Below are 12944 nucleotides of genomic sequence, written 5' to 3'. Positions count from 1 at the left end.
AGTGCAGATCCTCCCGTTCTACGCCGTGTGTGACGAGTCGGGGTCGATGAGCGCCGACATCGACACCCTCAACAAGGCCCTGTTCGACCTCCACCAGGAGATCAGCACCAACCCGACCATCGCCGACAAGACCCGGTTCGGGCTGATCGGCTTCTCCACCGACGCCCACGAGCTGCAGCCGCTGGTCGACCTGAGCGACCTCGACGAGCTGCCCGCCCTGGAGGCCTCCGGGCTGACGTCCTTCGGCAACGCCTTCCGGCTGCTCCACCAGGCGATCGAGCGGGACGTGCGGGCGCTGAAGGCGGACGGCCACGACGTCTACCGCCCGGTGGTCTTCTTCCTCTCGGACGGCATGCCGACCGACGACGACTGGGAGCAGCCCTACCGGGACCTGCTGGCCGCCGCGTTCCGGCCGCACATCATCGCCTTCGGCATGACGGGCGCCGACCGGGGCGTGATCGCGCACGTCGCGACCTTCAAGGCGTTCATGCAGGACGAGGGCACGGCGAACCCGGCGGTCGCGCTGCGGGAGTTCGCGGCCAGCCTGACCCGCTCGATCGTCCGCTCGGTGAGCGGGGCGACCGAGGCCGGCCAGGGCATGAGCCTGCAGGTCGACGACCAGGTGCCCGGGTTCACCTCCGTCTCGCTCGACAAGCTCTGAGACCGGGCCGCCGGATGAACGCGTACGACAACCAGTCGCCGGGCGGCCGCGCGCCGGAGCCCGGACCGGAGCACGCGCCGACCCGCAAGGGCGACCCGATCGACCTCGCGGCCTCGGTGTACGAGCACGGGTGGGGCCCGGGGCCGGTGGCGCCGGCCCCGGCCGAGGCGCCCGTCGAGGTCCCTGCCGAGGTGCCGGCCGAGGCGGCGCGGTCCGTGGTGTCCGGGCCGGTGGTTCCGGAGGGGGCCCTGCCGGGCGCGATCGGCCCGGGGCCGTCCGCGGTCCGCGAGCCGTGGCCCGCCGACGGCCCGGCGGTCGTCCCGCCCGTGGCCGCGGCCGTCACCGCCCCCGCCGCCGGGGCCGGGCCGGTCGTCCGCCCGCCGTCGTTCCAGGAGGCCGGCCCGCCGGCGCACGTCGGCCGCAAGCCCCCGACCTACCCCGCCGAGCCGACCGACATCCCCGCCGTCTCCGGCGGCGACCTCTTCGGCGCCCTGCTGCCCGACACCGTGGTGGACGGCGGACGGTTCGGCCCGCTCACCGTCCGCGCCGCCTCCGTCCGCGGCGACGGCCACCGCTACGCGGCCGAGTGCCGCCAGGACACCGCGCTGGTCGTGCGCACCGGCGAGCTGCTGCTGGTCGCGGTGGCCGACGGCGTCGGCTCCCAGTCGCACTCCCACCACGGCTCCCACGGCATCGTCCGGCTGCTGACCAGGCAGGTCGCGCAGCAGGCCGGGACCCTGCTGGCCTTCCTGCGCTCCGGCGCCGAACCCGACTTCGCCGACCTGATGAGCCGGCTCGTCGCGACGGCGGCCGGCGAACTCGCCCGGGAGGCCGAGCGGGCGGGCCTGCCGCCGAAGTCCCACGCGACGACCCTGCGGGCCCTGCTGGTGCCGGCCGACCCGGCCGTCCCGTTCCGCGGCTTCGTCGCGGTCGGCGACGGCGGCCTGCTGCGGCTGCGCGAGGGCGGCTGGCAGAACCTGGAGGCGTCCGAGGCCGACGAGGGCGGTGCGCTGATCAGCACCCGGACCGACTGCCTCCCCGAGGCCTACGAGCGCACCCGGGCCCGGCTGATCACCGACACCCGCCCCGGCGACCTGCTGGTGCTCTGCACCGACGGGCTCGCGCTCCCCCTGCTCAAGGAGCCCGAGCTGCAGCGCTGGCTCGGCGAACGCTGGGGCCGGGAGGTGCCCGGCCTGGCCGAGTTCCTCTGGCAGACCCAGGTCCGGGTGCGCAGCTACGACGACGACCGCTCGGTCGTCTGCCTCTGGGAGGCCGCGCCGTGAGTGGCGCGGACATCGCCACCGCGCTGGCCGGCGGCGGGGACGCGCTGCTGGCGCTGCTGCCGGTCGGCGGCGAGGCCGGCCGGGGCGGCCAGGGTCTGGTGCAGCGCCTCGACGGCTACCCCGGCCTGCTGTTCAAGCGCTATCTGGAGGCCGGCCGGGTCAACGGCGCGGCCCTGGCGGAGCTGGTCCGACTGCGGCTCGCTCTGCCGCGGGCCGACCGGGACCGGCTGGACGCGCAGGCCGCCTGGCCGCTCTGCCGGGTGGTGGACGGCCCGCGCTGCGTGGGCTTCCTGATGCGGGAGGCCCCGCCGGCGATGACCTGGCGGACGGCCGCCGGCGCGCGCAAGCTCACCGAGGCGCAGTACCTGCTCTACCCGGAGAAGACCGCCACCCAGGGCATCGTCCGCCCGGACCCGGAACAGCGGCTGGCCCTGCTGCTGGAGCTGGCCGGGCTGATCGACCGGCTGCACCGCTGGGGCCTGGTGATCGGGGACCTCTCGCACGCCAATGTGCTCTGGACGGTGCGGCCCGAGCCGGCAGTGCACCTGCTGGACTGCGACGGCATCCGCCGGGTCGGGGCCTCCCCGGTGCTGGAGCAGGCGGACACGCCCAACTGGGCGGACCCGCGCTCCCCGCACGGCAGCGCCGCCTCGGCGGACAGCGACCGCTACAAGGCGGCGCTGCTGATCGGCCGGACGCTGGCGCAGGACCCGTACGTGGCGCCGGGCACGCCGTTGGAGCCGCTGCCGGGGGTGCTGACGGACCGCGGGCTGGCGGCGGTCCGGCGGGTCTGGGAGCAGGCGGCCGGGCCGTACGGGAACCGGCCGGACCTGACCGCCTGGCTGCTGGCGCTCGGCGGCCGGGGCAGCATCCCGCTCGCGCCGGGCCACGCCCCGCCGCGCCAGGCCCGGCCGGTGGACGAGCGGCTGTTCGACGGCCGGCCGGCCCGGGGCAGCATCAGGTTGCAGCGGCCCGACTGACGGGGGGCGGGGCCGGATGGAGTGCATGCGTACGATGATCCTTCCGGCTCCCCCTCACAGCCTGGAGTGATCGACCGATGACGACGACGGCGAAGTTCGACCCCTGGTCGGCGGCGTTCGTGGCCCACCCCTACGACGCGTACGCCGCCCTGCGCGAGCAGGCCCCGGTGACGTACTTCGAGCCCACCGGCCAGTGGCTGGTCTCGCGCTTCGAGGACGTCAGCGCGCTGCTCCGCGACCGCCGGCTCGGCCGCACCTACATCCACCGGTTCAGCCACCAGGAGTTCGGCCGCCCCGAACCCGACCCGGCGCACGAGCCGTTCCACACCCTCAACGACAACGGCCTGCTCGACCTGGAGGCCCCGGACCACACCCGGATCCGCCGCCTGGTCTCCAAGGCCTTCACCCCGCGCATGGTCGAGGGCCTGCGCCCCACCGTACGGCGGCTCGCCGGGGAGCTCGTCGACGGACTGCTCGCGGACGGCGGCGGCGACCTCGTCGCCGCCGTCGCCGAGCCGCTGCCGGTCGCGGTGATCGCCGAGATGCTCGGCGTCCCGGAGTCCGACCGGCACCTGCTGCGCCCCTGGTCCGCCGACATCACCGGGATGTACGAGCTCAACCCGAGCGAGGAGGCGGCCCGCCGGGCCGTCACCGCGAGCACCGAGTTCTCCGACTACCTGCGCGCCCTCATCCGCGAGCGCCGGGCCGCCCCCGGCGAGGACCTGATCAGCGCGCTGATCCAGGCCCAGGAGGGCTCGGACGCGCTCAGCGAGCAGGAGATGATCTCCACCTGCGTGCTGCTGCTCAACGCCGGCCACGAGGCGACCGTCAACACCACCGGCAACGGCTGGTGGGCGCTGTTCCGCCACCCCGGGGAGCTGGCCCGGCTGCGCGCCGACATCGACGGGCTGCTGCCCACCGCCGTCGAGGAGCTGATGCGCTGGGACACCCCGCTGCAGATGTTCGAGCGCTGGGTGCTGGAGGACATCGAGGTCCGCGGCGTCACCGTGCCGCGCGGCTCCGAGGTCGCCCTGCTCTTCGGCTCCGCCAACCGCGACCCCGAGCGCTTCGCCGACCCCGACCGCCTCGACCTCGGCCGCACCGACAACCCGCACATCACCTTCGGCGCCGGAATCCACTTCTGTCTCGGCGCCCCGCTTGCCAGACTGGAGCTCACCGAGTCCTACGGCACCCTGCTGCGGCGCGCCCCGGGCCTGCGGCTGGTCCGCGAGCCCGAGTGGCAGCCGGGCTACGTGATCCGGGGGCTGAAGGAACTGCTGGTCGAGGTCTGACCACGAGAGCGACGGGGGAGCGGGCCGTGGGCGGCAAGGCGACGGGGGCACTGCTGGGGCTGGCGATCGGGGACGCGCCGGGCAGGCCCACCGAGTTCGACGACGTCGACGCGATCGCCTGCCTGACCGGCGCCTTCGCCGGGGCGCACCTGGGGGCCGGGGCCTGGCCGGCCGCGTGGGTGGAGCGGATCGAGCACCGGGACGAGCTGCTGGAGTTCGGCGCGCTCTGGGACTGACCGGCTCCCCTCGTGCGGCGCGCGACGGCGGCACGGCGACACGGTGGTACGACGGTACGGGCCGGGGAACCGGGGCGGGACCCGTCGCGTCCAACCGGCACCCAGGCGCGGGCACCGGCCCGCGCCGTGTCCCGAGAGGCGAGGCCGGCCATGTCCACGACGTCCGTCCGCACCCGTCGCCCGGCGGTGCTCCTGCTCTGCTGCGCGGCCCTGCTCACCGCCTGCGGTTCCTCCGGCACCGGCACGGCCGTGGTCCGGGCCGACCCCGTGACCCTGCCGCCCGCCGACCCCGCCCAGGTCGCCGCCACCGCCGCGGCCACCGGCGCCTTCGGCCTCGACCTGCTGCACACCCTCACCGCCGACCCCGGCGCGGCCGGCCGCAACCTGGTGCTCTCGCCGTCCGGCCTGGCCACCGTCCTCGCCATGGTGCTGCCCGGCGCCCGCGGCACCACCGCCGAGGAACTCGCCCAGGCGCTGCACACCGGGCTCACGCCCGAGCAGTACGCGCTCGCCACCGGCGCGCTGAACCGGCCCGGGGCCGCGGCCGGCCCGGCCGGGCCGGTGCTCAGGCAGTCCGACGACCTCTGGGCCCAGCACGACTACCCGCTCGACCGGCACTACCTCGGCGTCCTGGCCGCCGCCTTCGGCACCGGCGTGCACACCGCCGACTTCCGCAAGGACCCGGAGGGCGCCCGCAAGGCCGTCAACGACGTCGTCGCGAAGGCCACCGAAGGCCGGATCAAGGAGCTGTTCGCCCAGGGGCGGATCAACTCCGGCACCCGGCTCGCGCTCACCGACGCGCTCTACCTCAAGGCCGACTGGGCCGAGCCGTTCGAGGCGGGGAAGAGCGCCGACCGGCCGTTCCACCGGCTCGACGGCACCGGGGCCGACGTTCCCACCATGGCCCGGACCACCGGCCTGCGCTACGCCGAGGGCTCCGGCGGCATCCTCGGCGAACCCTGGCAGGCCGTCGAACTCCCTTACGCGGGAAGCACCCTGGCGATGGATCTGGTGGTTCCCGCGCAGGGCGGCTTCGCGGCCTTCCGCAAGGGCCTGGACCAGGCGGAACTGGACCGGATCCTCGGCTCGCTCACCGAGCGGACCGTCGACCTCACCCTGCCGAAGTTCCACTTCGACACCGCCAACGAACTCACGCCCGCCCTGAAGGCCCTGGGCGTCAAGGCCGTCTTCGGACCGGGCGCCGACCTCTCCGGCATCCCCGGGCCGGGCGCCGACGGGGCGCTCGCCGTCGGCACGGTGGTCCAGAAGGCCACCGTGCAGGTCGACGAGCAGGGCACGGTCGCGGCGGCCGGCAGCGGCGTCGGCATGGACGTGAATGCCGCGCCCGCGCCGGCCGACCCCGTCCAGCTGCACATCGACCGGCCGTTCCTCTTCCTCGTCCGGGACACCGCCACCGGCCGGCCGCTCTTCCTCGGGCAGGTCACCGACCCGTCGGCGGCGGGCTGAGCGGGACCGCTACCCGGCCGGGTAGCGGTCCCCGAGCGCCGGGTGGCCCGGTTCGCGGCTGCCGAACAGCACCAGCAGGTCGTCCGCCGTCCGCAGCAGCGCCTCCCGGCCCTCCACCGCCTCCGCCCAGTCGGCGGGCAGCGCGCTCGCGCCGTACGCCGCGCCGACCAGGTTGCCGCAGACCGCGCCCGTCGAGTCGCTGTCCCCGGAGTGGTTCACCGACAGCAGCAGCGCCGCCCGGGCCGGCTCCGGGCCGCCGGCCGCCGCGAGCAGGCAGTACACCGCGATCGCCAGGCACTCCTCGGCGATCCACCCCAGCCCGACCCGCTCCACGGCGTCCGCCGAGGGCTCGGACTCCTGGGCCACCCGCACCGCCCGGGCCAGCGCCTGCACCGTCTCCTTCGAGGCCGGCCACTCCCGGGTCTGCTCCACCGTCTCGCCGACCGCCGCCCAGGGCTCCGTCCCGGCCGCGAGCCGCTCCACCAGCGCCGCGAACGCGCCCGCCGCCAGGTAGCCGGTCGGGTGCCCGTGGGTCAGCTGCGCGCACTGCGCGGCCAGGCCGAACGACTGCTCCACCCCGAGCCGGCCCAACCCGAACGGCGCCGAGCGCATCACCGTGCCGCAGCCCTTGGAGTGCGCGTTGATCGGCCCCGGCTGCCCCAGCGCCACCGGCGGCTCGAACACCGGGTGGTACTGCACCCCGGTCAGGCAGGCGTTGCCCGGGGCCCGCCGCGCGTACAGGAACGGCTCGCGCAGCAGCCAGCCGTCGTACGGGCGGGCCGACGGCTCGCGGTCCGGCGCGCCTTGCTGCTGGGTGAGCAGCCACCGCCGGTACGCGCCGTGCACCGCCTCCGGCACCGAACCGCCGCCGCCCGACCAGCCGCGGACGAAGCCGCGGATCAGGCCCTCGGCGGTGAACAGCGTCATCTGGGTGTCGTCGGTGACCTCGGCCACCAGGCCGCCGCCCGGCAGGCCGGTCACCCCGTCCGGGCCGAAGCGCTCGCGGATCTGGTGCAGCTGGAGGAACTCCACCGGCCAGCCCAGCGCGTCCCCGACCGCTCCGCCGAGCAGCGCCCCGCGCACCCGGTCCCGGTAGCCCGTCTCCGTACTCACATCGCCCACCCCTCGTAGTCCCCGCGACCTGTTCTACCAGGCGCCCGGGCGCCCGCCGCGGACCTCAGCGCCGGATCTCCCCGGAGCCTCCGCGCAGCGACGCCCGGTCCGCGGCCGCGCGGCCGGCCGCCCAGCCCTCGCCGTCGCTCACCCGCACGCGCTGGGACACCAGCTTGGGGAACATCCGGTCCACCTCCTGGTCCACCGCCTCGGTGCGGGCCTTCAGGGCCGGCAGCAGCCGCGCGTCCGGGACCAGTTGCTCGGCCGTGCCGTCCTCGCGCAGGTGCCGGCCGGCGGCGGCGTCGCTGGTCGTCCGCTCGGTCGCCTCGGCCAGCCGCTCGCGGATCCGCGCGGCGTACGCCACCAGGAAGGACTGCCGGAACGCCTTGGTGCGCGAGGCGCCGTCCAGGTGCTGGCGGGCGCCGGCCTGCTGCATCGCGTGGGTCGCCTGGACGAGGAGCGAGGTGTAGAGCAGCTCGACGCCGTCCAGGTCGGCGTCGAAGCCGATCACGGTGCAGAAGCCGAACTCCTTCGCCCAGACCACCCGGCAGCGGTTGGCGGCCGCGACCGCGTCCAGCAGCATCGTCTTCGGGCTCTCGTACGGGTTGTCCACGCCGATCCGCAGCGCGCCCGGCGCGTGCGGGTCGGCGCCGTCGACGGCGAGCAGGGCCTCGTCGATGCTGTGCTGGGCCATCAGCTGCTGGGCCTTGGCGGTCAGCGCCTCGGCCTCCTCGGGGAAGTCGGTGGACTCGGCCTTCGCCAGCAGCGCGCGGATCCGCGACAGCATCCGGGGCTCACCGGTCACCGGGCCGTGCGGCCGGCTCCCGGAGCGCGGCACCTGGCCCGGGGCGGGGCCCACCGGCGCGATCGGGGGCAGCCGCCCCCAGCTGCGCAGCAGCTCCAGCAGGGCGGTGGCCAGGGCGAAGCGGTCCAGCCGGTGGCGCTGGGCGAACGCGGGCAGGTACGCCTCGTCGGAGGACCACCAGACCTCCGCCTCCAGCTCGCGCAGCTGCTCCTGCCAGCGCCGGTCGGGGGCGGAGGCGGGATGGCGGCGGTTCTCGGCGGAGATCAGGTCGACGGCGAGGGCCAGGTGGACCGGCTTCAGCTCGCGGCGCACCACCCGCACCAGGTCGGCGGGGCGCCAGCCGACGGACCAGCACCGGCCGACCGCGGTGTCGGCGTACCCGAGCACGGCCCGGCTCACGGCCGGCCACTGCCCGGCGGAGGCGGCCAGCAGCGAGGCCCCGGTGTCCAGCGCGAGATCGAGCGTCTCCTCGGAGGCGGTCACCGCGCCGCGTACGGCGGTCTCCAGCAGCGGACCGGCGTCCCCGCCCCCGCCGCCCTGTTTCTGCCTGCCCACGCCGTGCACCTCCGGTCCCGTACCTCCCACCCATGATGCCGGACCGGTCCACCCAGGAGCGGTGCCGGAGCGGTGGGGGCAGGGACGGGGGGACCCCGGTCCCACGGCGGCCCGCGGTTCCGTCCCCGCGCCGTACGCCGGGGCCGGTGCGGCGCCGGGAGACTGGAGCGGAGAGGCACGGGGCACGAGGCACCGATTCTGTACTGGGGGGACCGGCATGGTTCTGCGTGGCGGACGAACGATTTCCGTACTGGCGGCGGGCGCGGTGACGACCGTGGTGACGACCCTCACCCCCGCCCTGGCGTTCGCCGGGGACGATCCGGGCGGACGGGCCGCGCGGCAGACGCTCCGCTGGGAACGCTGTGCGCCGGACCGTCCGGCCGCGCTCGAATGCGCGACGGTCACGGTGCCGCTGGACTACGGCGACCCCGGGGGCCGGACGATCGACCTCGCGGTCTCGCGGGTCAGGGCGGGCAGCGCGAAGGAGCGGCACGGCGTGCTGCTGATGAACCCCGGCGGCCCGGGGGCCTCGGGCCTGACCCTGCCCGACGACCTCGCGCCGCGGCTGCCGGCGGAGGTGCGGGACCGGTTCGACCTGATCGGCTTCGACCCGCGGGGCGTCGGCCGGAGCACGCCGGTCGGCTGCGGTCTGACGAAGGACGAGCAGGTGGTGCAGCACACCTACGCGCCGGCGACCTTCGCGAAGGACGTGGCGTGGGCCCGCACGGTGGCCGACAAGTGCCGGGCCCGGGCGGGCGACGTGCTGCCGCACCTCACCACCCGCAACACGGCCCGCGACATGGACGTCGTCCGCGCGGCCCTGGGGGAGAAGCGGATCTCCTACCTCGGGCACTCGTACGGCACCTACCTCGGCGCCGTCTACCTGCAGATGTTCCCCCGGCGCTCGGACCGGATGGTGCTCGACAGCGCGCTCGACCCGGCGCTGACCTGGCGGGGCACGCTCCGGTCGGCGGCGGCGGGCGCCGAACGGGCCTTCACCCGGTGGACCGAGTGGGCCGCCGCGCGCCACGCCGAGTACGGGCTGGGTCCGACCGCCGCCCGGGTCCGGACGGCGTTCTGGGACCTCGTCGCCCACGCCGACCGCACGCCCGTCCGCACGGAGGGGGGCGTGCTGCGCGGCGACGACCTCCGGTCCGCGTACACGCAGTTCGTCCACCTCGGGACGGTCACGCCCTGGATCGCGGCGCTGAAGGCCTCGGCGGCGGGCGGGGCGCCCGCTCCGGACGCTCCGGCCCAGCCCGGGGCCGCCGCCGACGGCTCCCGGGCCGCCGCGGAAACGGCCGCCGGCGCGGCGGCCGACCGGGCCGTGCCGGACGACAACGCGGTCGCGGCCATCTGGGCCGTCTTCTGCGGCGAGGGCCGCGACTGGCCGCGCGACCCCGAGCAGTACCGCCGGGACGCGGTCCGCGACCGGGCCGCGAACCCGCTGGCCGGTGACATCGGGGCCGCCGTCACGCCGTGCGCCTTCTGGCAGTCCGCGGCCGAGGAGCCGGCCACGGCGGTGCACAACGGCGGCGAGGCCCTGATCCTGCAGAACGAGTGGGACGCCCAGGCGACGCTGCCGATGGCCCGGGGCATGCACCGGGCCCTGCGCGGCTCGCGGATGGTCACGGTGGCCGGCGGCGAGGGCCACGGCGTGCTGGTCGGCCCCCGCCCGTCCTGCGCCGACGCGACCGCCGTGCGGTACCTGACCACCGGCCGGCTGCCGGCCGAGGACGTGACCTGCGGCGGCTGACGCCCCGGGCGGGAGGCCGGAGCGTCCGGCCTCCCGCCCGGGTCCGGGCCGGTCAGCGTTCGACGGCCTTGGCCAGGATCTCGGGGAGGCGCTCCAGCAGGCGGCCGGCGGCCAGGCGCAGGCCCAGGGCGGCGACGAGGGCGCCGTAGAGGGGGCCGGCGAACAGCAGCGGCCAGGTGGGGGCGTCGGCGGCGAGGGCCCAGGCGAGGTAGCCGACGACGGGGGACGCCACGACGGCGCTGCCGAACATCGAGCCGAAGCTGTTCAGCATCACCAGCCCGCCCTGGCCGGGGGCGGCGTTGCGCATCGGGTTGTTGTCGGCGGGCATGGTGTACGGCGCGAGCACGCTGAGCACGGCGCCGATGGCGATGCCGCTGCCGAGCAGGGCGAAGGCGGCGCCGAGGGCCGAGGGCAGGCCGGACCACTCGCCGGTGGCGGCGGCGAGCACGAGGGAGAGCACCAGGGTGACCGGGACGGCGTAGGAGAGCAGCGCGAACGCGCGGCCGCGCAGTTCGTCGCGGGCGTCCGCGGGGGTGAGCAGGGTGGCGGCGACCATCCAGAACGCGGAGCCGTCCATGCCGAACAGATTGAGCATCTGCAGGCCGAGGAACATCCCGGTCATCGCCACCAGGTAGACCGTGGACCAGCCCTGGACGATCGACAGCACGCAGACCACCAGCGTCATGCCGATGCTGGTGAAGACGGCGGCCTTGGCCCGCGGCTCGCGCCAGGCGTACCGCAGGTGGCGCTGCATCACGGCGCCGACCCGGCCGTCCGGCAGGAGGCGCCGGCCGCGCCGCGACGCCTGGACGCCGCGCACCACCTCCACCGTCGAGGCGTCGGCGGTGACCATCAGCTGCTGCAGGCTGCCCCGCCACCAGCGCAGCAGCAGGAGCAGCAGTGCGGCGGTCGCGGCCAGCTGGAGCAGCGCGAGCGGGTACCGGCCCTCGCCGGCGGTGCGGACGGCGTCGACGGCGGAGACCGGCGGGATCCAGCGCAGCACGGAGGCGATCGGGGCGAGCGGTTCGAGGTCGAGGCCGTTGGCGCCGGGCTTGCCGAAGACGCTCTGCGAGCCGACGTTGGCGATCTGCACCAGCAGCGCGAAGAGCAGGCCGCCGAAGATGGCGAAGTCCTTGCCGCGCCGACTGGAGAGCAGCCGGGCGTTGCCGGCGGCGACGGCGCGCGAGAGGACGACGACGGTGAGCACGGCGAGCGGCACCCCGACCACCCCGGCCGCCGCCGAGGCGCCGCCGGCGGCACCGGAGAGCGCGGCGCCGGTGAACAGCACCAGGCTGACCAGCGGACCGGGCCCGATCAGGGCGGCCAGCACCGAGCCGCGCAGCAGCGGCGCGGGCCGCAGCGGCAGCATGGTGAGCCGGGTCGGATCGGCGCTCTCGTCGCTGGAGAAGAGGAAGAGCGGGAGCGCGGCCCAGCCGAGCGCCAGCGCGCCGGTGAGGACGACGCCCGCGTCACCGGCGGATCCGCTGTCGGTGGCGTGCTCCAGCATCGCCACGGCGAGCGCGATCCCGGCGGCGAACAGCACGCCGAGGACGCTGCCGAGCAGGTAGAGGGCGGCCCGGCCGCGGCTGCGCCGCAGGCCGTTGCGCAGCAGCCGGAGCTTGAGCGAGACCAGCGTCCGCACGACGGTGCGGTCGTCGGGCGGCCCGGTGGGCGCGAGCGCGGCGGGGGAGGAGCTCACCGCTCGCCACCGCCGAGCCAGCCGAGTGCGTGGCCGTCGTCCTCGCGGACGCCGATCAGCTCCAGGAACGCCTCGTGCAGGCTGCGCCCGCCGCGGACGGTGTCCAGCGGGCCCTGGGCGATCACCCGGCCGGCGCTGACCACCGCGACCCAGTCGCAGAGCTGTTCGACGAGCTCCATGACGTGGCTGGAGAAGACGACGGTGGAGCCGGCCGCCGCGTACCGCTTGAGCACGCCGCGGATGGTCTGGGCGGAGACCGGGTCGACGCCCTCGAAGGGCTCGTCGAGGAAGAGCACGTCGGGGTTGTGCAGCAGCGCGGCGGCCAGGCCGATCTTCTTGCGCATGCCGGTGGAGTAGTCGGCGACCAGCTTGTCGGCGTGGCCGGCGAGGTCGAGGACGGCGAGCAGCTCCTCGGCGCGGCGGTCGACCTCGGCGCCGGGCAGGCCGCGCAGCCGGCCGTTGTACTGGAGCAGCTCACGGCCGCTGAGCCGCTCGAACATCCGCAGGCCCTCGGGCAGGATGCCGATCCGGGCCTTGGCGGCGACCGGGTCGGCCCAGACGTCGGCGCCGTGGATGAGCACGGTGCCCTGGTCCGGCCGGAGCAGGCCGGTGACCATCGACAGGGTGGTGGTCTTGCCGGCGCCGTTGGGCCCGACCAGTCCGACGAACGCCCCGGCCGGCAGCTCCAGGCCGAGCCCGGCGACGGCGGCCTGGGTGCCGAAGTGCTTCCACAGGCCCTGGATGGACACGGCCGGGGGCACGGGGGCGGCGGGGACGGGGGACGGCGGCGGCGCTGACGCCTGCATGGCGGCTCTTTCTGCTGGTGGTCGGACCGGTCGGGGCCGGTGCGGGTTCCATGATCGGTACGGGCCCGAACGACAGCCTGCCACCGCCCGGCCGGGCCTGTCTGCAGGGGCGATGCCCCGGGTGTGTCTGAGCCAAACGGGTGAGCGCGGCGGCCGGCGGGGCCGGGCGCGGGCCAAGCCGACGCGGGTTTTCGGGAAAAGACCGACCGACAGCCGGAATTGGCAACTACTCAGGGCGCCCGTTCGTCCTGCACTATGAGAGTCGAGTGAACGGGGAGGGACCGTGGTCGC

11 protein-coding genes are annotated in these 12944 nt (G+C 75.9%); 7 read left to right on the top strand and 4 right to left on the bottom strand.

Annotation, left to right across the window (positions count from 1 at the left end; all coding sequences use genetic code 11):
• Position 1: 1 nt before the first annotated feature.
• The 6 genes from ACFVFS_RS14645 to ACFVFS_RS14620 all read left to right on the top strand — a co-directional run bounded on the left by ACFVFS_RS14645 (position 2) and on the right by ACFVFS_RS14620 (position 5919).
• A complete protein-coding gene (locus ACFVFS_RS14645) occupies positions 2-661 on the top strand; it encodes a VWA domain-containing protein (RefSeq protein ID WP_380623924.1) in 660 nt (219 codons plus the stop codon).
• A 14-nt stretch (positions 662-675) separates the two neighbouring features.
• Positions 676-1944 carry a protein phosphatase 2C domain-containing protein gene (locus ACFVFS_RS14640; RefSeq protein ID WP_380623922.1) on the top strand — a complete coding sequence of 423 codons (1269 nt, stop codon included), beginning with the start codon at positions 676-678 and terminating at the stop codon, positions 1942-1944.
• Entirely contained in the window at positions 1941-2924 is a 984-nt protein-coding gene (locus tag ACFVFS_RS14635) for a hypothetical protein (RefSeq protein WP_380623919.1), read from the top strand. The genes ACFVFS_RS14640 and ACFVFS_RS14635 overlap by 4 nt, the downstream gene beginning before the upstream one ends.
• A gap of 77 nt (positions 2925-3001) precedes the next feature.
• Positions 3002-4216 (top strand): cytochrome P450, encoded by a 1215-nt coding sequence (locus ACFVFS_RS14630; RefSeq protein WP_380623917.1) that lies wholly within the window; start codon positions 3002-3004, stop codon positions 4214-4216.
• A gap of 26 nt (positions 4217-4242) precedes the next feature.
• On the top strand, positions 4243-4452 hold the full coding sequence (locus ACFVFS_RS14625) for a hypothetical protein (RefSeq protein ID WP_380623914.1): 210 nt from the start codon (positions 4243-4245) through the stop codon (positions 4450-4452).
• A 150-nt stretch (positions 4453-4602) separates the two neighbouring features.
• On the top strand, positions 4603-5919 hold the full coding sequence (locus tag ACFVFS_RS14620; protein ID WP_380623912.1) for a serpin family protein: 1317 nt from the start codon (positions 4603-4605) through the stop codon (positions 5917-5919).
• Between the two features lie 9 nt (positions 5920-5928).
• Here the strand turns inward: ACFVFS_RS14620 and ACFVFS_RS14615 are convergent, their stop codons facing one another.
• Both ACFVFS_RS14615 and ACFVFS_RS14610 read right to left on the bottom strand, forming a co-directional pair.
• On the bottom strand, positions 5929-7032 hold the full coding sequence (locus tag ACFVFS_RS14615; RefSeq protein ID WP_380623909.1) for an ADP-ribosylglycohydrolase family protein: 1104 nt from the start codon (positions 7030-7032) through the stop codon (positions 5929-5931).
• Positions 7033-7096: 64 nt separating this feature from the next.
• The gene (locus ACFVFS_RS14610) at positions 7097-8392 is read right to left on the bottom strand and encodes a DUF2786 domain-containing protein (RefSeq protein WP_380623906.1); all 1296 of its coding nucleotides are present in this window, start codon (positions 8390-8392) and stop codon (positions 7097-7099) included.
• Positions 8393-8666: 274 nt separating this feature from the next.
• Here ACFVFS_RS14610 and ACFVFS_RS14605 point away from each other — a divergent pair, with 274 nt between their 5' ends.
• The gene (locus ACFVFS_RS14605) at positions 8667-10148 is read left to right on the top strand and encodes an alpha/beta fold hydrolase (RefSeq protein ID WP_380623903.1); all 1482 of its coding nucleotides are present in this window, start codon (positions 8667-8669) and stop codon (positions 10146-10148) included.
• Between the two features lie 52 nt (positions 10149-10200).
• Here ACFVFS_RS14605 and ACFVFS_RS14600 read toward each other — a convergent pair whose 3' ends face one another.
• Positions 10201-11847: a transporter gene (locus ACFVFS_RS14600; RefSeq protein WP_380623901.1), complete on the bottom strand. Its 1647-nt coding sequence runs from the start codon at positions 11845-11847 to the stop codon at positions 10201-10203.
• Complete coding sequence (locus ACFVFS_RS14595; RefSeq protein WP_380623899.1) at positions 11844-12653, bottom strand: ABC transporter ATP-binding protein; 810 nt, start codon at positions 12651-12653, stop codon at positions 11844-11846. Before ACFVFS_RS14595 ends, ACFVFS_RS14600 begins: the two co-directional genes overlap by 4 nt.
• Positions 12654-12944: the final 291 nt, after the last annotated feature.

It is taken from the genome of Kitasatospora sp. NPDC057692 (genome assembly GCF_042799475.1).
In the GTDB taxonomy this organism is placed as follows: domain Bacteria; phylum Actinomycetota; class Actinomycetes; order Streptomycetales; family Streptomycetaceae; genus Kitasatospora.
This window is presented reverse-complemented; position numbering and strand designations above follow the sequence as displayed.